Source organism: Pseudomonas fluorescens, assembly GCF_902497775.2.
Classification (GTDB): Bacteria; Pseudomonadota; Gammaproteobacteria; order Pseudomonadales; family Pseudomonadaceae; genus Aquipseudomonas; species Aquipseudomonas putida_F.
Genome location: NZ_OZ024668.1, coordinates 5,517,927 through 5,541,001, shown reverse-complemented (window position 1 = coordinate 5,541,001; position 23,075 = coordinate 5,517,927). Strand labels below are relative to the sequence as shown.

Genomic DNA, 23,075 nt, shown 5'->3' with positions numbered 1-23,075 from the left:
GCTCCTGGCAAGAGGGGCCGGGATCGTCCTGATCACGCTGACCGCCCGCATCGATACGGGAATCGAACCCTCTAGGCGTGGCTCTGATGCCTCTGCTTCGGCGGCGCGCGGTAATACTTGAGTGTGCAGCAGGGTTATCCCGCGCAAACGTTCAACTGGTTCCGATTGGCGCTGATAAGCCCAGTATTTCCACCTTGGGCAGGTCCATGGAATCTGCCTCGCCTTGCAGAAAGTCGCTCAAGCGCCGCAGCCGTTCGCCACCGGGGCGGGTTCTGGGCCAGACCAGGTAGTAGTCCAGGCCACTGGCCACTGCTGTCGGCCACGGCAGGCTGAGCCGGCCCTGGGCTACATCCTCGGCAACCATCAGCAAGTCGCCCATGGACACACCGTAGCCCCGGGCGGCAGCAATCATGCCCAGCTCCAGGGTGTCGAACACCTGGCCACCCTTGAGTGAAACCTTGTCGGTAAGGTCCATGCGCGCCAGCCAGCTGCGCCAGTCGCGTTTGTCGGGGGTCGGATGCAGCAGCTCGACGCCGGCCAGGCGCCGCTCGTCCCAGGCGCCTTCCTTGAGCAGCTCCGGCGCACCGACCGGGATCAGCAGCTCGGAGAACAGCCGCTTGACCTCCCAATCCGGCGGAAAGTGACCGTCGCTGAGCAACACCGCACAGTCGAAAGGCTCGTGGTTGAAATCGACATGATCGACATCCATCCAAGCGCTGGTCAGTTGCACCTCGTTGCCCGGCTGCAGGTGGCGAAAGCGGCTCAGGCGCGCCAGCAGCCAGCGCATGGTCAGGGTCGACGGGGCCTTCATGCGCAGGATGTCGTCTTCGCTGCGCAAGGTGTTGCAGGCCCGCTCCAGCGCGGCAAAGCCTTCGCGAACCCCCGGCAAGAGCAAACGCGCCGCTTCGCTGAGCTGCAGGCTGCGGCCATTGCGCACGAATAAACGGCAGGCGAAGTGTTCTTCGAGGGTGCGAATGTGCCGGCTGACCGCACTCTGGGTTATCGATAACTCATCTGCGGCACAGGTGAACGAACTGTGCCGGGCGGCCGCTTCGAAAGCCCGCAATGCGTACAAAGGCGGTAAACGGCGAGACATGACGACGGGCTCCAGGTTATCCACAAGCGATCGCCAGGATCATACCCCCATGAGTTTTAATCATGCCAACCATCGCTATTTTCCTTTTGTGGATAACCGCACGAAGCCTCAGACTTTCACGCTTTGAATCTATCGCGTAAGAAAAGGACGACTCCATGCAGGCTGCGCCGACCCAAGAACTCAAGGCTTTGCTGCGCCTGGCCGGGCCGCTGATTGCCTCGCAGTTGGCGCACATGCTGATGGTGCTCACCGACACCCTGATGATGGCCCGCATCAGCCCGCAGGCGCTGGCCGGTGGCGGCCTGGGTGCGGCGAGCTATTCGTTCGTGTCGATTTTCTGCCTGGGCGTGATCGCCGCGGTCGGCACCCTGGTGGCGATTCGCAAAGGTGCCAGTGACATCGCCGGCGCCACCCGCCTGACCCAGGCCGGGTTGTGGCTGGCCTGGGTCATGGCCCTGGTGGCCGCGCTGGCGCTGTGGAACCTGGAGCCGGTGCTGCTACTGCTCGGCCAGAGCCCGAACAACGTCGAGGCCGCCGCGCAGTTCCTGCTGTTGCTGCCGTTTGCCCTGCCCGGCTACCTGAGCTTCATGGCCCTACGCGGCTTTACCAGCGCCATTGGCCGCTCGACGCCGGTGATGGTCATCAGCCTGATCGGCACGGTGGCCAACTTCCTGCTCAACTACGCCTTGATCGAGGGCATGTTCGGCCTGCCGAAACTCGGCTTGGTGGGCATCGGCCTGGTGACCGCGATCGTTGCCAACTGCATGGCCGTGGCCATGGCGTTGTATATCCGCTGGCACCCGGCCTATGCACCCTACCCGATTCGCCAGGGCCTGAGCCGCCCGTCGTGGCCGGCCTTGCGCGAGCTGTGGCGCCTGGGCCTGCCGATTGGTGGTACCTACACCGTCGAGGTCGGCCTGTTCGCCTTCGCCGCGCTGTGCATGGGCGTACTCGGCAGCACCGAGCTTGCCGCGCACCAGATTGCCCTGCAGATTGTCTCAACTGCGTTCATGATTCCGGCCGGCTTGTCGTACGCCGTGACCATGCGTGTAGGGCTTTATTACGGCGCCGATAACCTCCTGGGCGCCCGGCATGCCGGCCGGGTCGGGATTGGCTTTGGCGCGACGATGATGCTGATGTTCGCCATCCTCTTCTGGTTGCTGCCAGACCCGCTGGTGGGGCTGTTCCTCGACCACGGTGACCCGGCCTTTGCCGAGATCATCCAGCTGGCAGTGAGCCTGCTGATGGTTGCCGCCTGGTTCGAGCTGTTCGATGGCGTCCAGACCATCGCCATGGGGTCGATCCGTGGGCTCAAGGATGCCAAGACCACCTTCCTGGTCGGGCTGTTCTGCTACTGGGTGATTGGTGCGCCGGCGGCCTGGTTGCTGGCGTTCAACCTCGGTCTGGGTGCGGTGGGCGTGTGGTGGGGGCTGGCGCTGGGCCTGGCGTGTGCGGCGGTAAGCCTGACCCTGGCGTTCGAATGGCGAATGAAGCGTTTGCTGGGCAGTGCCGGCGGAGTGAACAAGGTGACTGCTTCGGTGATTTGAGGGCCCTGTGGGAGCTGGACTTGCCAGCGATGGGCTGCAAAGCAGCCCCAGAATCTACAAAGCCACCGACTGCTGCACTGGCCCACGCAGCAAATACTCCATCAACTCATCAATCGGTAACGGCCGGCTGATTAGAAACCCCTGCACCTGGTCACAATCGAAACTGCGCAGCAGGTCCATTTGCTCCACGGTCTCCACACCCTCGGCCACCACCTCAAGGTTGAGGTTGTGCGCCAGGTTGATCATCGCATGCACCAGTTTGCGGTTTTCTTCGCGCTGCTCCATGCCGCCGACAAAGCTGCGATCGACCTTGAGCAAGGTGATCGGCAAGCTGTTGAGGTGCACGAACGACGAGAAGCCGGTACCGAAGTCATCCAGGGAAAAGCGCACGCCCAGGCGCCCGAGGGCATCCATGGTCTGCTTGACCAGGTCGTTGCGGCGCATCACTGCGGTTTCGGTGAGTTCGAACTCCAGCCAGCGGGCATCGACGCCATGTTCGATGATCAGCCGGCTCAGGGTCGCCAACAGCTGGCTGTCCTGGAACTGGCGAAACGACAGGTTGACCGCCATGTGCAGCGGCGCCAGGCCTTGCTCGCGCAGCGCCTGCATGTCGCGCAGGGCGCGGGAAATCACCCAGTAGCCCAAGGGCACGATCAGCCCGCTCTGCTCGGCCAACGGCACGAACTCGCTGGGCGGCAGCAGCCCGCGTTCGGCATGGCGCCAGCGCACCAGGGCTTCGAGGCCGACGATGCGCCCGTCGGCCAGGTTCAACCGCGGCTGGTAATGCAGTTCCAGTTCGTCACGACGCAGCGCCCGGCGCAGTTCGCTTTCCAGGTCGGCAAGACTGCGGGCGTTGCGGTTGATGCGTTCGTTGAAGACGTGGAAGGTACAACCCTGAGTGCTCTTGGCCTGCTGCATGGCGATGTGTGCATGCCACATCAGCGGGTCGGCGCCACCTTGGGCGCGAGCGTGGGCGACCCCCAGGCTACAGCCGAGCAGCAGGCTTTCGCCGTCTATCCAATAGGGCTCGGCCAGGGCTTCGGTGATGCGCTCGGCCATCCATTCGGCGCGCTGCGGCTCGCGGCGGGTATCGATCAACAGGGCGAACTCGTCGCTGCCCAGGCGCGCGACCTGGTCACCGGCTTCAAGCTGGCTTTTCAGCCGCCCCACCACCTGCAGGATCAGCCGGTCGCCGGCCTGATGGCCAAGGGCATCGTTGGCATGGCGAAAGTTGTCGAGGTCCAGATGCCCGAGGGCGACACCGCGCCCTTCGTTATCGGCCAGACGCGCGGCCAGCAGGGTCTGAAAACCCTGGCGGTTGGCGATGCCGGTCAGCGGGTCTTGTTCAGCCAAACGTTGCAGGGTCGCTTCGAGAACGCCGCGCTCGCGAACATGGCGCAGGCTGCGGCGCAGGATATTACTGTTGAGCTGATCAAGAATCAGCCAGTCGCTGACACCCGGCGGCGGCACCTGCGGCTCATGCTCAAGCAGCAGCACCATCGGCAGTACGCAGCGCCCGGGCGCCGGCTGCAGTTGCGGGGTCGCCAGCACCAGCGCATTGCGGTCATTGGCGAACAGGGTGTCGACCGCCTCCCAGTTCGGAGCAGTGAGCAATACCGCCTGGCCCGCCATCGGCAGCAGACACTCGCGCAAGACCGTGGCCCATTCCGGCTCATCGGCCAGCAGGAGCAAACGCAAGGGTTCGACGGGCGTAGACAAGCTGGCTCCTTAGGACGTAGGCGCAGTCAAATGACGATGGGCAGCGAGAATGCGTATCCTAAACCATTAATGAAAATGATTTTCACTTAAAGTCATGCCATTCCATTGCCGACATCCCGCAGGTTTCGCCACGCATCCTGCGGGAAAGTATCAAATGCGGCAAATTTAGATCGCGTGGTACGTCACACTGTCAGACGGTCGCGGCAGAAACTTTCTACCCCTGCTAAAATGCCCGGCTATTTTTCTAGCGTCCCCGGTTTTCGTCATGTCCCGACTCAACCCCCGGCAACAAGAAGCCGTGAACTACGTCGGCGGCCCTCTTTTGGTGCTCGCTGGTGCTGGCTCCGGCAAAACCAGCGTGATCACCCGCAAGATCGCGCACCTGATCCAGAACTGCGGCATCCGTGCCCAGTACATCGTGGCCATGACCTTCACCAACAAGGCCGCGCGAGAGATGAAAGAGCGGGTCGGCACCCTGCTGCGCAAGGGCGAAGGCCGCGGCCTGACCGTGTCGACCTTCCACAACCTGGGCCTGAACATCATCCGCAAGGAGCATGAACGGCTGGGCTTCAAACCAGGCTTCTCGATCTTCGACGAGACCGACGTCAAAGCCCTGATGACCGACATCATGCAGAAGGAATACTCGGGCGACGACGGCGTCGACGAGATCAAGAACATGATCGGCGCCTGGAAGAACGACCTGATCCTGCCGCCCGAAGCCCTGGAAAACGCCCGCAACCCCAAGGAACAGACCGCCGCAGTGGTCTATGCGCACTACCAGCGCACCCTGCGGGCGTTCAACGCGGTGGACTTCGACGACCTGATCCTGCTGCCGGTCAAGCTGTTCCAGGACAACCCCGATGTCCTCGAGAAGTGGCAGAACAAGGTGCGTTACCTGCTGGTCGACGAATACCAGGACACCAACGCCAGCCAGTACCTGCTGGTGAAGATGCTGATCGGCACGCGCAACCAGTTCACCGTGGTCGGCGACGACGATCAGTCGATCTACGCCTGGCGCGGGGCGCGGCCCGAGAACCTGATGCTGCTCAAGGACGACTACCCGTCGCTGAAAGTGGTGATGCTCGAGCAGAACTACCGCTCCACCAGCCGTATCCTGCGCTGCGCCAACGTGCTCATCTCGAACAACCCGCATGCCTTCGAAAAGCAGCTGTGGAGCGAGATGGGCCACGGCGACGAGATCCGCGTAATCCGCTGCAAAAACGAGGAAGCCGAGGCCGAACGAGTAGCCATGGAGATCCTCAGCCTGCACCTGCGCACCGACCGCCCCTACAGCGACTTCGCCATTCTTTACCGGGGCAACTACCAGGCCAAGCTGATCGAGCTGAAGCTGCAGCACCACCAGGTGCCGTATCGCCTGTCGGGCGGCAACAGCTTCTTCGGACGCCAGGAAGTCAAAGACCTGATGGCTTACTTCCGCCTGCTGGTCAACCCGGACGACGACAACGCCTACCTGCGGGTGATCAACGTACCGCGCCGGGAAATCGGCTCGACCACCCTGGAAAAACTCGGCAACTACGCCACCGAGCGTAAGGTTTCGATGTACGCCGCCAGCGAGGAACTGGGCCTCGGCGAGCACTTGGACAGCCGCTACACCGACCGCCTGCAGCGCTTCAAGCGCTGGATGGACAAGGTCCGCGAGCAGGTTGCCCTGGAAGATCCGATTGCTGCGCTGCGCAGCATGATCATGGACATCGACTACGAGAACTGGATTCGCACCAACAGCTCCAGCGACAAGGCTGCGGATTTTCGCATGAGCAACGTCTGGTTCCTGATCGAGGCGTTGAAAAACACCCTCGAGAAAGACGAAGACGGTGGCATGACCATCGAGGAAGCCATCGGCAAGCTGGTGCTGCGCGACATGCTCGAGCGCCAGCAGGAAGAGGAAGACGGCGCCGAAGGTGTGCAGATGATGACCCTGCACGCCTCCAAGGGCCTGGAATTCCCCTACGTGTTCATCATGGGCATGGAAGAGGAAATCCTCCCCCACCGTTCCAGCATCGAAGCCGACACGATTGAAGAAGAACGGCGCTTGGCCTACGTCGGGATTACCCGCGCACGTCAGACCCTGGCCTTCACCTTTGCCGCCAAGCGCAAGCAGTACGGCGAGATCATCGATTGTTCGCCGAGCCGCTTCCTGGACGAACTGCCCGACGACGACCTGGCCTGGGAGGGCCTGGACGATGCGCCGACCGAAGTGAAGGCCGCTCGTGGCAACAATGCACTGGCCGATATCCGTGCCATGCTCAAACGTTAGATAATCAACCTTTGCTGCGGCGTATTGCCGTGGCCACTCTTGCTACATCGAGGAAATACCACAGTGGAAGCACTGCACCAGAAGATTCGCGAAGAAGGCATCGTGCTTTCCGATCAGGTTCTCAAAGTCGATGCGTTTCTCAACCATCAGATCGACCCTGCGCTGATGCAACTGATTGGCGATGAGTTTGCCCGCCTGTTCGCCGACTCGGGCATCACCAAGATCGTCACCATCGAAGCCTCGGGCATTGCCCCGGCGGTGATGACCGGCCTGAAACTGGGCGTCCCGGTGATTTTCGCGCGCAAGCACCAGTCGCTGACCCTGACCGAAAACCTGCTGGTAGCTTCGGTGTACTCCTTCACCAAGCAGACTGAAAACACCGTGGCGATCTCCCCGCGCCACCTCAACAGCAGCGACCGCGTGCTGGTGATCGACGACTTCCTGGCCAACGGCAAAGCTTCCCAGGCGCTGATCTCGATCATCAAGCAAGCCGGTGCCACCGTTGCCGGCCTGGGTATCGTCATCGAAAAGTCGTTCCAGGGCGGCCGCGCCGAGCTGGACAGCCAGGGCTACCGCGTTGAATCGCTGGCCCGGGTGAAGTCGCTGGAAGGTGGCGTGGTTACTTTCATCGAGTAATTTGCGCTGGCCTCATCGCTGGCAAGCCAGCTCCCACAGGTACTGCATACCGCGGACCTTGGGGGAGCTGGCTTGCCAGCGATAGCGTCCTCAAAGGGACGCCGTCGCCTGCAACCCCGCCAGCAACAACCGCTGATACAAGTCCTCCTTCAGCCCCTGCGGTTGCGCCAGGTTCATCCGCGCCAACTGCGCCCGGAAGGCCGCCGGTTCCGGTGCATCCAGCGCCGCCTTGCCCAGTTCCAGCACCTCGCTCAACTTGAACTTGCTCTTGAGCCAGTTCAGCGCCCGCAACAAATCGCGCTCCTCAGCGGTGAAATCGCTGCCCAATGGATACTCGGGGAACAACCGTGCGTGCCTGTCGCGCAGCGCCTGCAAACGCTGCGGGCTGTTGTCGGTAAAGCGCGGCGCCAGGCAAAAATCCTTCGGTAACTTGCCGGCCTTCTGCGCCCGCTCGATCAGCTCGGGCTGAAAGCGCGAGTCAGTGATCGCCAGCAACCGCGCAATCACCTCGGCATCGGTCTGGCCACGCAGGTCGGCGATGCCGTATTCGCTGACGACGATATCGCGCAAGTGGCGGGGAATGGTGCAGTGGCCGTATTCCCAAACCAGGTTGGAGCTGACCTCACCGCCCGCCTCACGCCAACTGCGCAGCAGCAGGATCGAGCGCGCGCCTTCAAGGGCATGGCCTTGGGCAACGAAGTTGTACTGCCCGCCGACCCCGCTGAGCACCCGACCGTCTTCCAGCTGATCGGCGACTCCGGCGCCCATCAAGGTCATGGTGAATACCGTGTTGATAAAACGCGCATCCCGACGCTGCAGGCGCTTGAGCGACTCCTGGCCGTACAGCTCGTTGATGTAGCTGATGGCGCTCATGGCGAAGCGCTTGCGCTGGCCAAGCGGCATTTCCCGCAAGCGCTGGTAAAACGCCTGGGGGCCAAGAAAGAAGCCGCCATGCACCAATACGCCCTGATCATCCAGCTCACCCTTGTTGGCCGCCTGCTGGCGCGCCTCGTCCGGGTAGACCGGGCGGCGAATAATCCCCGCTTCGACCAGCGCCAGCAGGCCGTTGACGAACATTTCGCTGCAACCATACAGGCCGTGGGCGAAGGGCTGGATGCCGCCTTCGCGAGCGATCAGGGTTTGCCAGGGCGTGAGGTCGAGATCTGCCAGCAACGCCTGGTAAGCCTCGTTGTCAGCCTGACGTGCCAGCAGCCCGGCGGTCAGCGCATCGCCCATGGCGCCAATACCGATCTGCAGGGTGCCGCCATCGCGTACCAGGGAGCTGGCGTGCAGGCCGATGAAATGGTCCTGGGTGGTGACCGGCATGTTCGGCGTGGAGAACAACCGGGTGCTTTCCGGGCTGTCGATCAGCAGGTCGAAGTCATCCCGCGGCAGCTCTGATGCGCCCGGCATGTACGGCAGTTCGGCATGCACCTGGCCGAGTATGAGGATGGTTTCACCGGCTGCCCGGCGGCGGGCAATCATCGGCAGCAGGTCAAGGGTGATGTCCGGATTGCAGCTCAGGCTCAAATGGCCAGGATGCGCCGGGTCTTCGGCAACCAGTTGCGCCACCAGGTTCAGGCCCTTGGCATTGATATCGCGGGCGGCATGGCTGTAGTTGCTGCTGACGTAGTCCTGCTGGGCCATGGCGCTGTGCAACAGGCTGCCGGGCTGCATGAAGAACTGCTCGACACGGATATTCGCCGGCAACTGATCGCGGCGCAGGTCGTGCAGGTAGTCCAGTTCGAGGTAGTCGGCGAACACCCGCTCGATGAAGGGCTCAAGGAAGCGCCGCTGCAAGCCGTCGCCCAGGTCTGGCCGGCCCAGGCTCAAGGCGGTGTAGATAGTCAGTTGCCGCTCGGGTAACTGGCGGATCCGCGCATACAGGGCATTGACGAACCGGTTGGGCTTGCCCAGCCCCAGCGGCAGGCCCATGTGGATATGCGCGGGCAGGCGCGCCAGCACCTGGTCTACGGCATCGTCGATCGAACAGCTGTACGCCATCTCGGCCTCCTGTGGCGTTCCTTGACCACTTTGGACCGAGCATGCCGCCAGATTGCTGCGCTGACCAGCGCTAAAAAGCACAAAGCCCGCACGTGGCGGGCTTTGTTGAGCAAGCGCTGGGCTTACAGGCCGGACATCTTCTTGATGGCACCCATGAGGTCGTCATCCGAGCAGTCGGCGCAGGTGCCTTTCGGCGGCATGGCGTTGATACCGGTAATGGCCTTGGCGAGGATGCCGTCCAGACCACCCTGGTGATCGGAGCGCTCTTTCCAGGCAGCGGTATCGCCGATTTTCGGCGCGCCGAGCAGGCCGCTGCCATGGCAAGCATTGCAGTGCTTGGCAATGATTTCATCCGGGGTCTTGGCACCGCCGCCAGCAGCAGATGCTGCGACTTCCATTCCCTTGCATTCCTGACCCTGGACACACACCTGGCCGACCGGTTCCAGTCGATTGGCGATGTCATCGTTGGTCGCAGCTTGTGCGCTGACTGCCCAAAGGGCCAATACGGCAGCTGGTACGGCCAGCATTTTCTTGATTAGATTCACGCGTACACCCTCATGGTGGCTAGTCACGCCCGCGGCCACGGTTTCGCGGGCGGCGCAAGTATAACGGGAACCCTGCCTCACCGAAACAACCCTAGTGTCCAAAGGGTCTTAGCCGCGACAATCCGCCGCGCAATACCCGCTAGAAGTTGGCCGGAGTCGCCGCGCTGATCAGCCGAGCCGGCTCATCGTAAGGATTGCGGAAACGGTGCGGCTTGGTACTTTCAAAATAGTAGCTGTCGCCCGCTTCGAGGATGAAAGTTTCCAGGCCCACCACCAGTTCAAGGCGGCCTTCGAGGAGGATGCCGGTCTCTTCCCCCTCATGGGTGAGCATTTCTTCGCCGGTATCGGCACCCGGTGGATAGACCTCGTTGAGAAAGGCAATGGCCCGGCTCGGGTGCGCCTTGCCGACCAGTTTCATGGTCACGGCACCGTCCGAAATGTCGATCAGCTCGTGGGCTTTGTAAACGATCTGGGTGGGATTTTCCGGTTGCAGCTCTTCGGAAAAGAACTCGACCATGGACATCGGAATACCGCTCAGCACCTTGCGCAGCGAGCTGATGGAAGGGCTGACGCTGTTCTTCTCGATCATCGAGATGGTGCTGTTGGTGACGCCCGCACGTTTGGCGAGTTCACGCTGTGACAGGCCCTTGAGCTTGCGAATGGCTTGCAGTCGTTCACCGACGTCCAAAGCTGGAGCCCTCCTAAACGAACGAGTGGGGTCGAAATTGAACGTTATCATCGCAACAGCGTTCAGTATTTACAACACTTCGACCCGCAGCCTGTCCGCTTTGGCGCCTTAATCGCCGCTGTAGTCCAGCGGTACGCGCTTGAGGTTGCAGAAAATCTGGTAAGGGATGTTGCCAGCATGCGTCGCCACTTCGCTGGCCAGCACGTTCTTGCCCCACAGCTCCACCGGGCTGCCGAGGCCCGCTTCCGGCACATCGGTGAGATCGATGCAGAGCATGTCCATCGACACCCGGCCGATCAGTTGGGTGCGTTTGCCGGCCACCAGCACCGGCGTACCGTTTGGCGCCTGGCGCGGGTAGCCATCGGCATAACCCATGGCCACCACCCCTACCCGGGTCGGCCGCGGGCTGAGGAACTTGGCGCCATAACCGACAGGCTCGCCGGCCGGCAGTTCACGCACGCTGATTACCCGCGATTGCACGGTCATGACCGGCTGCAGGCGCGCAGCTTCGGCCTGCGGCACTTCGAAGGGCGTGGCGCCGTACAGCATCAGGCCTGGGCGTACCCAGTCGCTGGGCATGTTCGGCCAACCGAGCACGGCCGGCGAGTTGCGCAGGCTGACCTCGGCGCTCAAGCCCTGGCGCGCGGCCTGGAATACCGCCAGTTGTTCGTTGCTGGCCTCACTGTCGAGCTCGTCGGCACGGGCGAAGTGGCTCATCAACACGATGCGCGCCACCTTGCCGCTGGCCAGCAGGCGCTGGTAGGCGGCCTGATAGTCCTTGGCGTGCAGGCCGACCCGGTGCATGCCCGAGTCGAGCTTGAGCCAGACGGTGATCGGCTTGCTCAGGTGCGCCTGCTCGATCGCCTCCAGTTGCCACAGCGAATGCACCACGCACCACAGGTCATGCTGGGCGATCAGTTGCAGTTCGCTGGCTTCGAAAAAGCCTTCGAGCAGCAACACCGGCGGCTTGATCCCGGCGGCGCGCAGCTCCAGCGCCTCTTCGATGCAGGCCACGGCGAAACCATCGGCGTGCTGCTCCAGGGCCAGGGCACAACGCACGGCACCGTGACCATAGGCATCGGCCTTGATCACGGCCAGGGCTTTGGCTCCGCTCAGTTCGCGGGCAAGTTGATAGTTGTGACGCAGGGCTTGAAGATCGATCAGGGCACGGGCAGGACGCATGACGGCAGCCTTCTGGGCAGTCTGGTTAGAAGTAAAAAGCCCGGTGCTCAACGGCAGCTGGTCGGCCGCCGGCGGCACCGGGTGAGGGATCGGGGTTTACGGCAGTGCGGCGACCACCGACAGCTCGATGAGGATTTCCGGTTCGCACAGTTTGGCTTCAACGGTGGCACGGGCCGGCGCGACGCCTTTTGGCAGCCACTTGTCCCACACCGCGTTCATGCCCTGAAAGTGCGCGTCGATGTCCTTGAGGTAGATGGTCACCGAAAGCAGGCGGGTCTTGTCGGTACCGGCCAGGTCCAGCAGGCGCTCGATGTTGGCCAGGGTCTCGCGGGTTTGCTGCTCGATCCCGGCGTTCATGTCGTCACCCACCTGGCCCGCCAGGTAGACGGTGCCGTTGTGGGTAACAATCTGGCTCATGCGCTCATTGGTGAGCTGGCGCTGGACTGACATGCTTGGCAGGCTCCTGGTGTTTTCCATAGCGAGAAATATCGAGGCCTTCGGCGCTGATTTGCGGCGTCTTGCGCGCAATCAGGTCGGCCAGCAGGCGACCGGAACCGCAGGCCATGGTCCAGCCCAGTGTACCGTGACCGGTGTTGAGGAACAGGTTACGGAACGGGGTAGCACCAACGATCGGCGTACCGTCCGGGGTGGTCGGGCGCAGGCCGGTCCAGAAACTGGCCTGGCTCAGGTCGCCGCCACGAGGATAAAGGTCGTTGACGATCATCTCCAGGGTTTCGCGCCGACGCGGATTCAGCGACAGGTCAAAACCGGCGATTTCAGCCATGCCGCCAACCCGGATACGGTTGTCGAAACGGGTGATCGCGACTTTGTAGGTTTCGTCGAGAATAGTCGAAGTCGGCGCCATCGCCGGGTCGGTGATCGGCACGGTCAGCGAGTAGCCTTTGAGCGGGTAGACCGGGGCCTTGATGCCCAGCGGCTTGAGCAACTGCGGCGAGTAGCTGCCCAGGGCCAGCACGTAGCGGTCGGCAGTTTCCAGCTTACCGTCGATCCACACGCCGTTGATGCGGTCACCGGCGAAGTCCAGGCGCTGAATGTCCTGGCCAAAACGGAATTCGACACCGAGCTTGATCGCCATTTCCGCCAGGCGGGTGGTGAACAGCTGGCAGTCGCCGGTCTGGTCGTTGGGCAGGCGCAGGGCGCCGGCGAGGATATCGGTGACATTGGCCAGGGCCGGTTCGACGCGGGCAATGCCTTCGCGGTCGAGAACTTCGTACGGCACACCGGACTGCTCAAGGACAGCGATGTCCTTGGCGGCGTTGTCCAGTTGCGCCTGGGTGCGGAACAGCTGAGTAGTACCCAGGGTACGGCCTTCGTAGGCAATCCCGGTTTCGGCGCGCAGCTCGTCGAGGCAGTCACGGCTGTACTCGGACAGGCGCACCATGCGCTCCTTGTTCACCGCGTAACGATTGGCGGTGCAGTTGCGCAGCATTTGCGCCATCCACAGGTACTGGTCGATGTCGGCGGTGGCCTTGATGGCCAAAGGCGCGTGACGCTCCAGCAGCCACTTGATGGCCTTGAGCGGCACACCCGGGGCAGCCCAGGGCGAAGCGTAACCAGGCGAGACCTGGCCGGCGTTGGCAAAGCTGGTTTCCATGGCGACTGCCGGTTGACGGTCGACCACGACGACTTCGAACCCTTGCCGTGCCAGATAGTAGGCACTGGCGGTTCCGATCACACCGCTACCAAGTACCAGAACTCGCATGTTTATTACCCTCGACGCAGCGTACCGCTGACATTTGTTGTTAATGGCGTAGATGGGCGCAGTATAGGAAGGTATGACCAGTGCTTTTCACTATATAAAAGCCTATATTTGGCGAGAATTCTCGGCAAGGTTGGCTTTTACGGAGGGGCATCCACTATGAGAACCCAGCACCAAAGCAAACGTGAACTGGACAAGATTGACCGCAACATCCTGCGCATTCTGCAGGCAGATGGGCGCATCTCGTTTACTGAACTGGGCGAAAAGGTCGGCCTGTCGACGACCCCCTGCACCGAGCGGGTCCGGCGCCTGGAGCGCGAAGGGATCATCATGGGCTACAACGCCCGGCTCAATCCGCAGCATTTGAAAGGCAGCTTGCTGGTATTCGTTGAGATCAGCCTCGACTACAAGTCGGGCGATACCTTCGAAGAATTCCGACGCGCCGTGCTGAAGTTGCCGCACGTGCTTGAGTGCCACCTGGTCTCTGGCGACTTCGACTACCTGGTAAAAGCGCGAATTTCCGAGATGGCCTCGTACCGCAAGCTGCTCGGCGACATCCTGCTCAAGCTGCCGCATGTGCGCGAGTCAAAGAGCTACATCGTCATGGAAGAGGTGAAGGAAAGCCTCAACCTGCCGATCCCGGACTGAGGCTCAGACCAGCACCTGGCGGGTGCTGGCGATGTACTGATGCACCAGCTTCTCGGCCTGCGGATCGATCATCTCGGCCGGCCCCCGGCCGTTAGGGCATGGCAGCTTTGGAGTGGTACCGAACAAGCGGCAGATCAGCGGCCGCTCTTCATACACGGTGCAACCATTGGGGCCCAGGTGTACGCAGTTGAGTTCCGCCAGCGCCGCTTCCTGTTCAGCGGCACTCTTGCGCGGCAAACGGGCCATTTCTTCCGACGAGGTGGTTACCGGCCCGCAGCAATCGTGACAGCCCGGCACGCATTCAAAGGACGGGATCTGCTCACGCAGGAAGCGGATCTTGTGGCTGTTGCAACTCATGGCGGCCTGCGGCAAAGAAGTGTGGCGCTCTATTTTGCCCTATGGTTGCCCGCCGCTGAAAGCGCAGCTTATCCTGCGTAAAATTTTCCAAACACTCAGAATCAGGACATTGCCATGAACGCCGGCGTTCAGCAGCCCGCCTCGCACACTGCTTCCTACTACGCTGCCAGCAGCGCCCCACAGGTGGATTATCCACAGCTGCAGGGCGAGCTGAGTTGTGACGTCTGCGTCGTGGGCGGTGGTTTTTCCGGGCTGAACACGGCAATCGAACTGGCCGAGCGCGGCCTCAATGTGATCGTGCTGGAAGCCCGCAAAATCGGCTGGGGCGCCAGCGGACGTAACGGCGGGCAGCTGATTCGCGGCGTCGGCCACGGCCTTGAGCAGTTCACCTCGATCCTTGGCTGTGACGGGGTGCGTGAGCTCAAGTTGATGGGCCTGGAGGCCGTGGACATCGTGCGCGAGCGAATCGAGCGCCATGCCATCGACTGCGACCTGACCTGGGGCTATTGCGACCTGGCCAACAAACCACGCGACCTGGAAGGTTTCGCCGAGGACGCCGAAGAACTGCGCAGCCTCGGCTATCGCCACGAACTACGCCTGGTAAAGCCGGAGCAGATGCACAGCGTGGTCGGCTCAGACCGCTACGTCGGCGGTCTGATCGACATGGGCTCAGGGCATCTGCACCCGCTCAACCTGGCTCTGGGCGAGGCAGTCGTCGCCAGCAAGCTGGGCGTGCGCCTGTTCGAGCAGTCCGCGGTGACGCGCATCGACTATGGCCCGCAGGTGCGCGTGCAAACCGCGCAAGGCTCGGTACTGGCCAGCACCCTGGTGCTGGGTTGCAACGCCTACCTGAACGACCTGAATACCGAACTGGGCGGCAAGGTGCTGCCCGCCGGCAGCTACATCATCGCCACCGAACCCCTGGGCGAGGCCCAGGCCAACCAGTTGCTGCCGCAAAACATGGCGGTGTGCGACCAGCGCGTGGCCCTGGACTACTACCGCCTGTCGGCCGATCGCCGGTTGCTGTTCGGCGGTGCCTGCCACTATTCCGGGCGTGATCCGCAAGATATCGCCGCCTACATGCGGCCGAAGATGCTCAAGGTCTTCCCACAGCTCGCCGAGGTGCGTATCGACTATCAATGGGGCGGGATGATCGGCATCGGTGCAAATCGCCTGCCACAGATCGGCCGCCTGCCCCACCAGCCCAACGTGTACTTCGCCCAGGCCTACTCCGGCCATGGCCTGAATGCCACGCACCTGGCCGGCAGGCTGCTCGGGGAAGCGATCAGCGGCCAGCACAGCGGGCGCTTCGACCTATTTGCCCGGGTGCCGCACATCACCTTCCCCGGCGGCAAACACCTGCGCTCGCCACTGCTGGCCCTGGGCATGCTCTGGCACCGGATGAAAGAGCTGGTCTAAGAGCGCCAGAAAGGTTTCAGGCCTTCTTCACGGGCCTGCGCAGAGGTCAGGCCAACGTCGCGCAGTTGTGCTGCGTCCAGCGTCAAGAGTGCCCTGCGGGTATGCCAGCGATGAACCATCAGGCCCCAGCGACTTAGGCCCGCGGGCGCACTGAACAGTTGGGTGCGCTGCTCGCGGCTCAGTTCTTCGGCATACAGTTTCAGGCGCACATCGCTCATACCGCTCATTGCTTGCTACCTCCAGGTGTGTGAACCGTGGAGAAAGCATGCGCGTCAGGGCAAAACCATTACAGATCCAAAGGCCGACTATTATTTCCATACAGAATTGGCAGATTTCCTACTGAATGCTGTATTTTTTCCTCATCTGTATTGGTCAGTTTCTGTAGCCGCCTTCCGGAGTATGCCATGACGCTGTACATCAACCTCGCCGAGCTGCTCGGCGCCCGCATCGAACAAGGCCTGTACCGTCCCGGCGATCGCTTGCCTTCGGTGCGCGCCTTGAGCCTCGAGCATGGTGTCAGCCTCAGTACGGTGCAGCAGGCCTATCGCCTCCTGGAAGACAACGGCCTGGCCGCGCCCCGGCCAAAATCCGGTTACTTTGTACCCAACAATCGCAGCCTGCCTGCCCTCCCCGATGTCAGCCGCCCGGCACAACGCCCAGTGGATATTTCCCAATGGGAGCAGGTCATCGAGCTGATCCGCAGCGAGCCGAGCAAAGACGTGGTGCAACTGGGCCGCGGCATGCCCGACATTGACAGCCCTACCCTCAAACCGCTGCTGCGCAGCCTGGCCCAGCTCAGCAGGCGCCAGGACATGCCCGGCCTGTATTACGACACCATCTCCGGCACGCGGGCCCTGCGCGAGCAGATCGCCCGGCTGATGCTCGACTCCGGCTGCACCGTGAGCCCGGCGGACCTGGTGGTCACCACCGGTTGCCACGAGGCGCTGTCGAGCAGTATCCGCGCAGTGTGCCAGCCCGGCGATATTGTCGCGGTGGACTCGCCGAGCTTTCATGGTGCCATGCAGACCCTCAAGGGCCTGGGCATGAAGGCCCTGGAAATCCCCACCGACCCGCTCACCGGGATCAGCCTCGAAGCGTTGGAGCTGGCCCTGGAGCAATGGCCGATCAAGCTCATCCAGATCACCCCGAACTGCAACAACCCGCTCGGCTATATCATGCCCGAGGCACGCAAGAAAGCCTTGCTGACCCTGGCACAACGCTTCGACGTAGCGATCATCGAAGACGATGTGTATGGCGACCTTGCCTACACCTACCCCAGACCCCGGACCATCAAGTCGTTCGACGAGGACGGCCGGGTACTGCTGTGCAGCTCGTTCTCCAAGACCCTGGCGCCGGGCTTGCGCATTGGCTGGGTGGCCCCGGGGCGTTATCTGGAGCGGGTGCTGCACATGAAGTACATCAGCACCGGCTGCACCGCTACCCAGCCGCAACTGGCCATCGCCGACTTCATCGAAGGCGGTCACTACCAGCCGCACCTACGGCGCATGCGCAGCCAGTACCAGCGCGGGCGCGATCAGATGAGCGACTGGGTCACCCGCTACTTTCCACCGGGCACCCGCGCCAGCCGGCCTCAGGGCGGCTTCATGCTCTGGGTGGAGTTGCCGGAAAGTTTCGACACACTGCGCCTGAACCGGTCTTTACTTGGGCAAGGGGTGCAGATTGCCGTCGGCAGTATTTTCTCGGCCTCGGGCAAGTACCGTAACTGCCTGCGGATGAACTTCGCCGCACGTCCCAGCGCCGAGATCGAAGCGGCGGTGCGCAAGGTAGGCGAGACCGCCATTCGTCTACTGGCCCAAGAGCACAGCGACGGGTAACTTTGCGCCGCCGCTCGCGGTCAATATCCATACGCCTCAGTTGTAACAGGACGAATTTTGTTGAAAAGCCAGCGGGTGCTGCCACTACTGCTGTCGCTACTGCTCGGCCTGAGTGGCTGTGCCAGTGTCAGCCAGCCACGGGAAGTCAGCCAGGCCCTGCCGGCCAGCGACTCGGCTTTCGGCCGTTCGGTGCAGCGCCAGGCCTCGGCCTACGACGGGCGCTCCGGGTTTCGCCTGCTGCCCAACAGCAATGAAGCGTTTCGCGCCCGCGCCGAGCTGATCCGCAATGCCCAGTCGAGCATCGACCTGCAGTACTACATCGTCCACGATGGCCTCAGCACCCGTGCGCTGGTGCACGAACTGCTCCAGGCTGCCGACCGGGGTGTGCGCGTTCGCATTCTGCTCGACGACACCACCAGCGATGGCCTCGACGAACTGATCGGCACCCTGGCTGCACATCCGAATATCCACATACGCGTGTTCAACCCGCTGCACCTTGGCCGCAGTACCGGCATGACCCGGGCCATGGGCCGGCTGTTCAACCTGTCGTTGCAGCATCGGCGCATGCACAACAAGCTGTGGCTGGTGGACAACAGCATGGCTATCGTCGGTGGGCGCAACCTGGGTGATGAGTATTTCGATGCCGAACCCAACCTGAACTTCACTGACATCGACCTGCTCGGCGTCGGCCCGGTGGCCGAGCAGTTGGGGCATAGTTTCGACCAGTACTGGAACAGCGCCCTGAGCAAGCCGATCGGCGATTTTCTGTTCACCCAGCCCAATGCCCGCGACCTGCGCGACAGCCGCCAGCGCCTGGAGGCGTCGCTGGCCGAGGCGCGGACCAAGCGCAAGGCACTGTATGACCGGTTGATGGCCTATCAGACCCGGCCACGCCTGGATGTGTGGCGCAACGAGCTGATCTGGGCCCATAACCAGGCGCTCTGGGACGCGCCGAGCAAGGTGCTGGCCCGCGATGAGCCGGATCCGCGGCTGCTGATGACCCAACAGTTGGCCCCGGACCTGAACAACATCCAGCATGAGCTGATCCTGATCTCGGCGTATTTCGTGCCCCGCGAGTCCGGCCTGCTCTACCTGACCAGCCATGCCGACAAGGGCGTCTCGGTGAAATTGCTGACCAACTCGCTGGAAGCCACCGACGTGCCGGCGGTGCATGGCGGCTACGCGCCCTATCGCAAAGCGCTGCTGGAACATGGCGTGCACTTGTACGAACTACGTCGCCAGCCCGGAGACCCGAGCTCAAGCCGCGGCCTCAGTTTTCACAGCAGCTCCGACTCCAGCCTGCACAGCAAGGCGATCGTCTTCGATCGCAAGAAGACCTTCATCGGCTCGTTCAACTTCGACCCGCGCTCGGTGTTGTGGAACACCGAGGTCGGCGTGCTGGTCGACAGCCCGGAGCTGGCGGAATACACCCGCGAACTGGCCGCCCAGGGTATGGCCCCGGCGGTCAGTTATCAGCCGCAACTGGTCGATGGCCAGCTGGTCTGGGTGACCGAAGACAACCACCGCCTGCACACCCTGACCACCGAACCCGGTGGCTTGTGGCGACGCTTCAACGCCTGGATCAGCAAGGCCGTGGGCCTGGAAAAGATGCTCTAGACTGGCGCTGGCTCAAAGGCATTGGGCCGCCGCGCGAGCAGCACCAGGCCAAACGCCCCCAAGGCCATGAACAGCGGCAGCGCATGCCCGCTGACCCACTGGCTACCCGCCCCTGCTGCCAGCGGCCCGATCAGGCAACCAATCCCCCACAACTGCGCAACGTGAGCATTGGCACGCACCAGCGCGTCGTCGCGGTAACGCTCACCAATCAGCACCAGCGACAAGGTGAACAGGCCGCCGGCACTGGCGCCGAACAGCACCCACAGTGGCCAGATCAGCGGTGTTTGCAGCAGCAGTGGAATCGCCAGGCTTGAAGCCAGCAGGGTCAAGGCACAACCACTGAACAGCGTGCGTCGTGACATACGGTCGGCCAGCGCGCCGATCGGCAGCTGCAGCAGCGCATCACCCACTACGACGGTGCTAACCATGAACAGCGCGATTTCCGTGGTAAAGCCCTGCTGCAGGCAGTAGACCGGCAGCAGGGTCAGAATCATCGCCTCGAAGGCGGCAAACAGAGCAATAGCCCAGGCGATCACCGGCAAGCGCCGGCAAAAGCCGAACAGGTCAGCGAAGGTCACGCTGCAGGCTTCGGCACTGGGCGCACCATCGCGGCCGAGCAGCACCAGCGGTGCGGCAATCAGCAGGCCGGCACCGATCCAGAAGCCCAGGTCATCTTTTGAGCCCACCACACCAAGCAACAGCGGCCCGGCCAACTGACTCAGGGCATAGCTGCTGCCATACAGCGCCACCAGCCGGCCGCGCCATTGTTCGACCACCAGCTGGTTGATCCAGCTTTCGCCAAGAATGAAGACGATGGTCAGGATCACCCCGATCAGCAAGCGCAGGGCCAGCCACAACGGATAGCTGGGCAGCAGCGCCAGCAAGCCGATGGAAAACGCCCCGGCCCACAGGCACAGACGCATCAGCCCTGGCGTGCCGAAACGCGCAGCCAGGCGGCTGGACAGGCTGGCACCGACCAGCACGCCAATGGCCGGCATCGCCGCCATTACGCCAATAGCGAAGCTGCCGTAACCCCAGCCCTCCAGGCGCAACGAAACCAGCGGCATGCTGACCCCAAGGGCCAGGCCGACACTGAGCACGGCTGCCAGCACGGCAAAGTAGGTTCCCCAACGCATCGGCGTCTTCCTCCCAAAAAAATCGCGGGGCAAGCCCGCTCCCACACTGTGGAAGAGGGCTTGCCCCGCGACAGGTCCGCCTGGATTTACAGCTTGATCCAGGTCGCTTTCAGCTCGGTGTACTTGTCCAGCGCATGCAGCGACTTGTCACGACCGTTGCCCGACTGCTTGAAGCCGCCGAACGGTGCGGTCATGTCGCCGCCATCGTACTGGTTGACCCACACGCTACCGGCACGCAGGGCCTTGGCGGTCAGGTGCGCCTTGGAGATGTCAGCGGTCCACACACCGGCAGCCAGGCCGTACGGGGTGTCGTTGGCGATGTTGATCGCCTCTTCGGTGGTGTCGAAGGTGATGACCGACAGCACCGGGCCGAAGATCTCTTCCTGGGCGATCTTCATGGCATTGGTCACGCCGTCGAAGATGGTCGGTTCGACATAGGTGCCACCGGTTTCTTCGAGAATGCGCTTGCCGCCCACCAGCAGCTTGGCGCCATCGCTGTGACCGGCGTCGATGTAGGACAGTACGGTGTTCATTTGCTGGGTATCGACCAGGGCACCGACGGTGGTGGCTGGGTCCAGCGGGTTGCCAGGCTTCCAGGCCTTCAGTGCTTCGAGCACCAGCGGCAGGAACTTGTCCTTGATCGAACGCTCGACCAACAGGCGTGAACCTGCGGTGCAGACTTCGCCCTGGTTGAAGGCGATGGCGCTGGCTGCAGATTCGGCAGCAGCGTTGAGGTCCGGAGCGTCAGCGAAGACGATGTTCGGGCTCTTGCCGCCGGCTTCCAGCCAGACGCGCTTCATGTTCGACTCGCCCGCGTAGATCATCAGCTGCTTGGCGATCTTGGTCGAACCGGTGAACACCAGGGTATCGACATCCATGTGCAGGGCCAGGGCCTTGCCCACAGTGTGGCCGTAACCTGGCAGCACGTTCAGGACACCGGCAGGGATACCGGCCTCGATCGCCAGTTGGGCGATACGGATGGCAGTCAGTGGCGATTTTTCCGAAGGCTTGAGCACCACCGAGTTACCGGTGGCCAAGGCCGGGCCGAGCTTCCAGCAGGCCATCAGCAGCGGGAAGTTCCACGGCACGATGGCAGCAACCACGCCCACCGGCTCGCGGGTTACCAGACCCAGCTGATCATGTGGGGTAGCGGCGACTTCGTCGTAGATCTTGTCGATCGCTTCACCGTTCCAGCTCAGGGCCTGGGCGGCACCAGGCACGTCGATGTTCAGCGAGTCGCTGATCGGCTTGCCCATGTCCAGGGTTTCCAGCAGGGCCAGCTCTTCGACGTTCTTCTTGAGCAGGCCGGCGAAACGAATCATGGTGGCTTTACGCTTGGCCGGGGCCAGGCGCGACCAGACGCCGGAGGCGAAGGTGGCACGGGCGTTTTCCACGGCGCGCTGGGCATCGGCCTCGTCGCAGCTGGCGATCTGCGCCAGGAGGCGTCCGTCGACCGGGCTGAGGCACTCGAATGTGGCGCCGGAAACGGCAGCAGTGTATTCACCATTGATGAAAGCACGGCCTTCGATCTTCAGTTGCTGGGCACGCTGTTCCCAGTCCGCACGAGTCAGGGTGGTCATACGAAACTCCTCCTCTTGTTAAGGTGCAGTGCCGCACGAGGGCTTGGGGGCACTGTCGAAAATTCTGGCTGGGCGACAAAGGCGCACAGGCACCTGCCACCCTAAACCACCGGCGCCCTAATTTTCAATATATTTGACATAATCACACCAAACACCTACTGATGTTCATTTTATTAAACAACAAAAAGGGGACCCGACCATGCGCATTAACCAGATCATCGATTTTGCCCAGGTACTGACCGAAGCCGAGCGCTACCGCCCCGCCGCCGAAAAGGTGCTCAAGGGCGACCCGGAGCAGGCGGTCTTCAACCACTACTCCAGCCCGTGCTCGCAGTTTCATGCGGGCGTCTGGGAAGGCGCGGCCGGGCAATGGACCGTCAATTACACCGAACATGAGTATTGCGAGATCGTTCAAGGCGTCTCGGTGCTTCGCGACGAGGACGGCGAGGCCAAAACCTTGCGCGCTGGCGACCGCTTCGTGATCCCGGCAGGCTTCAAGGGCACCTGGGAAGTGCTGGAGCCGTGCCGTAAGATCTATGTGATGTTCGAGCAGAAATAAATAACTACCGCTTGAGCAGCACTCATTCAACGGAGCATGGCGTTGCCCAACCGGGCATTCAATCAATCGAAGGAAGCAACGCCATGACCAACGAAGAAGCCCTGCAACAGATCAATCACCTTGTCGGCACTCGCTATGTGCCTGCCGCCAAGGCCTACATCAGTGAACTGACCGGCCGCGCTCGCGTGGTCGGTGCACGTGAATTCTCCACCCGCGAATACGACTCGAGCCGTATCCATGTCATCGCCAATGATGACGGCGTCATCCAGTCGTTCCACTTCAGCTGATTACATAGCGACATAAAAAAAGGGCCCGTATCCTGAGATACGGGCCCTTTTTTCGTCAGCCGGATCAATTACTTGATCTTGGCTTCCTTGTAGATCACGTGCTTGCGAACAACCGGATCGAATTTTTTGATTTCGATTTTGTCCGGAGTGGTGCGCTTGTTCTTGTCGGTGGTGTAGAAGTGGCCGGTATTAGCGGTCGACACCAGACGGATCAATTCACGCATG

22 protein-coding genes are annotated in these 23,075 nt (G+C 62.3%); 9 read left to right on the top strand and 13 right to left on the bottom strand.

Going from position 1 to position 23,075, the window contains the following annotated elements; genetic code table 11:
- Positions 1-151: 151 nt before the first annotated feature.
- Complete coding sequence (locus F8N82_RS25505; protein ID WP_038998058.1) at positions 152-1,096, bottom strand: LysR substrate-binding domain-containing protein; 945 nt, start codon at positions 1,094-1,096, stop codon at positions 152-154.
- A gap of 155 nt (positions 1,097-1,251) precedes the next feature.
- Between F8N82_RS25505 and F8N82_RS25500 the strand changes: the two genes are divergently transcribed.
- Positions 1,252-2,643, top strand: a complete 1,392-nt coding sequence (locus F8N82_RS25500) for a NorM family multidrug efflux MATE transporter (protein ID WP_038998057.1) — start codon at positions 1,252-1,254, stop codon at positions 2,641-2,643.
- A 54-nt stretch (positions 2,644-2,697) separates the two neighbouring features.
- Here F8N82_RS25500 and F8N82_RS25495 read toward each other — a convergent pair whose 3' ends face one another.
- On the bottom strand, positions 2,698-4,362 hold the full coding sequence (locus F8N82_RS25495) for a putative bifunctional diguanylate cyclase/phosphodiesterase (protein WP_038998056.1): 1,665 nt from the start codon (positions 4,360-4,362) through the stop codon (positions 2,698-2,700).
- 265 nt (positions 4,363-4,627) lie between these two features.
- On the opposite strand from F8N82_RS25495, the gene rep reads away from it, so the two are divergent.
- A complete protein-coding gene (rep, locus tag F8N82_RS25490; protein WP_038998055.1) occupies positions 4,628-6,637 on the top strand; it encodes a DNA helicase Rep in 2,010 nt (669 codons plus the stop codon).
- Between the two features lie 63 nt (positions 6,638-6,700).
- Entirely contained in the window at positions 6,701-7,273 is a 573-nt protein-coding gene (locus F8N82_RS25485; RefSeq protein ID WP_010225834.1) for a xanthine phosphoribosyltransferase, read from the top strand.
- 90 nt (positions 7,274-7,363) lie between these two features.
- Here the strand turns inward: F8N82_RS25485 and F8N82_RS25480 are convergent, their stop codons facing one another.
- From F8N82_RS25480 to dadA, 6 genes are all read right to left on the bottom strand, one after another.
- Positions 7,364-9,277, bottom strand: a complete 1,914-nt coding sequence (locus F8N82_RS25480; RefSeq protein WP_038998054.1) for an acetyl-CoA hydrolase/transferase C-terminal domain-containing protein — start codon at positions 9,275-9,277, stop codon at positions 7,364-7,366.
- A 122-nt stretch (positions 9,278-9,399) separates the two neighbouring features.
- Positions 9,400-9,822: a c-type cytochrome gene (locus F8N82_RS25475; protein ID WP_176470450.1), complete on the bottom strand. Its 423-nt coding sequence runs from the start codon at positions 9,820-9,822 to the stop codon at positions 9,400-9,402.
- Between the two features lie 139 nt (positions 9,823-9,961).
- Positions 9,962-10,510 (bottom strand): cupin domain-containing protein, encoded by a 549-nt coding sequence (locus tag F8N82_RS25470; RefSeq protein WP_038998052.1) that lies wholly within the window; start codon positions 10,508-10,510, stop codon positions 9,962-9,964.
- Between the two features lie 108 nt (positions 10,511-10,618).
- Positions 10,619-11,692 carry an alanine racemase gene (gene alr, locus F8N82_RS25465; protein WP_038998051.1) on the bottom strand — a complete coding sequence of 358 codons (1,074 nt, stop codon included), beginning with the start codon at positions 11,690-11,692 and terminating at the stop codon, positions 10,619-10,621.
- Between the two features lie 96 nt (positions 11,693-11,788).
- Positions 11,789-12,142, bottom strand: coding sequence for a RidA family protein (locus F8N82_RS25460; RefSeq protein WP_038998049.1), 354 nt, complete (start codon positions 12,140-12,142; stop codon positions 11,789-11,791).
- Positions 12,114-13,415 (bottom strand): D-amino acid dehydrogenase, encoded by a 1,302-nt coding sequence (gene dadA, locus F8N82_RS25455; protein WP_038998048.1) that lies wholly within the window; start codon positions 13,413-13,415, stop codon positions 12,114-12,116. Before dadA ends, F8N82_RS25460 begins: the two co-directional genes overlap by 29 nt.
- 156 nt (positions 13,416-13,571) lie before the next feature.
- On the opposite strand from dadA, the gene dadR reads away from it, so the two are divergent.
- Positions 13,572-14,060, top strand: coding sequence for a transcriptional regulator DadR (gene dadR, locus F8N82_RS25450; RefSeq protein ID WP_008366790.1), 489 nt, complete (start codon positions 13,572-13,574; stop codon positions 14,058-14,060).
- Between the two features lie 3 nt (positions 14,061-14,063).
- Here dadR and F8N82_RS25445 read toward each other — a convergent pair whose 3' ends face one another.
- Positions 14,064-14,417 (bottom strand): YkgJ family cysteine cluster protein, encoded by a 354-nt coding sequence (locus F8N82_RS25445; protein ID WP_038998046.1) that lies wholly within the window; start codon positions 14,415-14,417, stop codon positions 14,064-14,066.
- A 114-nt stretch (positions 14,418-14,531) separates the two neighbouring features.
- Between F8N82_RS25445 and F8N82_RS25440 the strand changes: the two genes are divergently transcribed.
- Positions 14,532-15,836, top strand: a complete 1,305-nt coding sequence (locus tag F8N82_RS25440) for an NAD(P)/FAD-dependent oxidoreductase (protein WP_038998045.1) — start codon at positions 14,532-14,534, stop codon at positions 15,834-15,836.
- Here F8N82_RS25440 and F8N82_RS25435 read toward each other — a convergent pair.
- Positions 15,833-16,063: a DUF1127 domain-containing protein gene (locus F8N82_RS25435; RefSeq protein ID WP_038998044.1), complete on the bottom strand. Its 231-nt coding sequence runs from the start codon at positions 16,061-16,063 to the stop codon at positions 15,833-15,835. The two genes, F8N82_RS25440 and F8N82_RS25435, sit on opposite strands and share 4 nt — an antisense overlap.
- A gap of 177 nt (positions 16,064-16,240) precedes the next feature.
- Here F8N82_RS25435 and F8N82_RS25430 point away from each other — a divergent pair, with 177 nt between their 5' ends.
- Positions 16,241-17,671 (top strand): PLP-dependent aminotransferase family protein, encoded by a 1,431-nt coding sequence (locus F8N82_RS25430; RefSeq protein WP_038998043.1) that lies wholly within the window; start codon positions 16,241-16,243, stop codon positions 17,669-17,671.
- A 60-nt stretch (positions 17,672-17,731) separates the two neighbouring features.
- Entirely contained in the window at positions 17,732-19,288 is a 1,557-nt protein-coding gene (locus F8N82_RS25425; protein ID WP_038998042.1) for a phospholipase D family protein, read from the top strand.
- Here F8N82_RS25425 and F8N82_RS25420 read toward each other — a convergent pair.
- Both F8N82_RS25420 and F8N82_RS25415 read right to left on the bottom strand, forming a co-directional pair.
- Positions 19,285-20,424 (bottom strand): MFS transporter, encoded by a 1,140-nt coding sequence (locus F8N82_RS25420; RefSeq protein WP_038998041.1) that lies wholly within the window; start codon positions 20,422-20,424, stop codon positions 19,285-19,287. The two genes, F8N82_RS25425 and F8N82_RS25420, sit on opposite strands and share 4 nt — an antisense overlap.
- An 86-nt stretch (positions 20,425-20,510) precedes the next feature.
- Positions 20,511-22,004, bottom strand: coding sequence for an aldehyde dehydrogenase (locus F8N82_RS25415; protein ID WP_038998040.1), 1,494 nt, complete (start codon positions 22,002-22,004; stop codon positions 20,511-20,513).
- A 199-nt stretch (positions 22,005-22,203) separates the two neighbouring features.
- Here F8N82_RS25415 and F8N82_RS25410 point away from each other — a divergent pair, with 199 nt between their 5' ends.
- Both F8N82_RS25410 and F8N82_RS25405 read left to right on the top strand, forming a co-directional pair.
- Positions 22,204-22,563 (top strand): cupin domain-containing protein, encoded by a 360-nt coding sequence (locus F8N82_RS25410; RefSeq protein ID WP_038998039.1) that lies wholly within the window; start codon positions 22,204-22,206, stop codon positions 22,561-22,563.
- Between the two features lie 83 nt (positions 22,564-22,646).
- Positions 22,647-22,850 carry a hypothetical protein gene (locus tag F8N82_RS25405; protein WP_038998037.1) on the top strand — a complete coding sequence of 68 codons (204 nt, stop codon included), beginning with the start codon at positions 22,647-22,649 and terminating at the stop codon, positions 22,848-22,850.
- Between the two features lie 68 nt (positions 22,851-22,918).
- Here F8N82_RS25405 and rpmG read toward each other — a convergent pair whose 3' ends face one another.
- On the bottom strand, positions 22,919-23,074 hold the full coding sequence (gene rpmG, locus F8N82_RS25400; protein ID WP_010225867.1) for a 50S ribosomal protein L33: 156 nt from the start codon (positions 23,072-23,074) through the stop codon (positions 22,919-22,921).
- Position 23,075 lies beyond the last annotated feature (1 nt).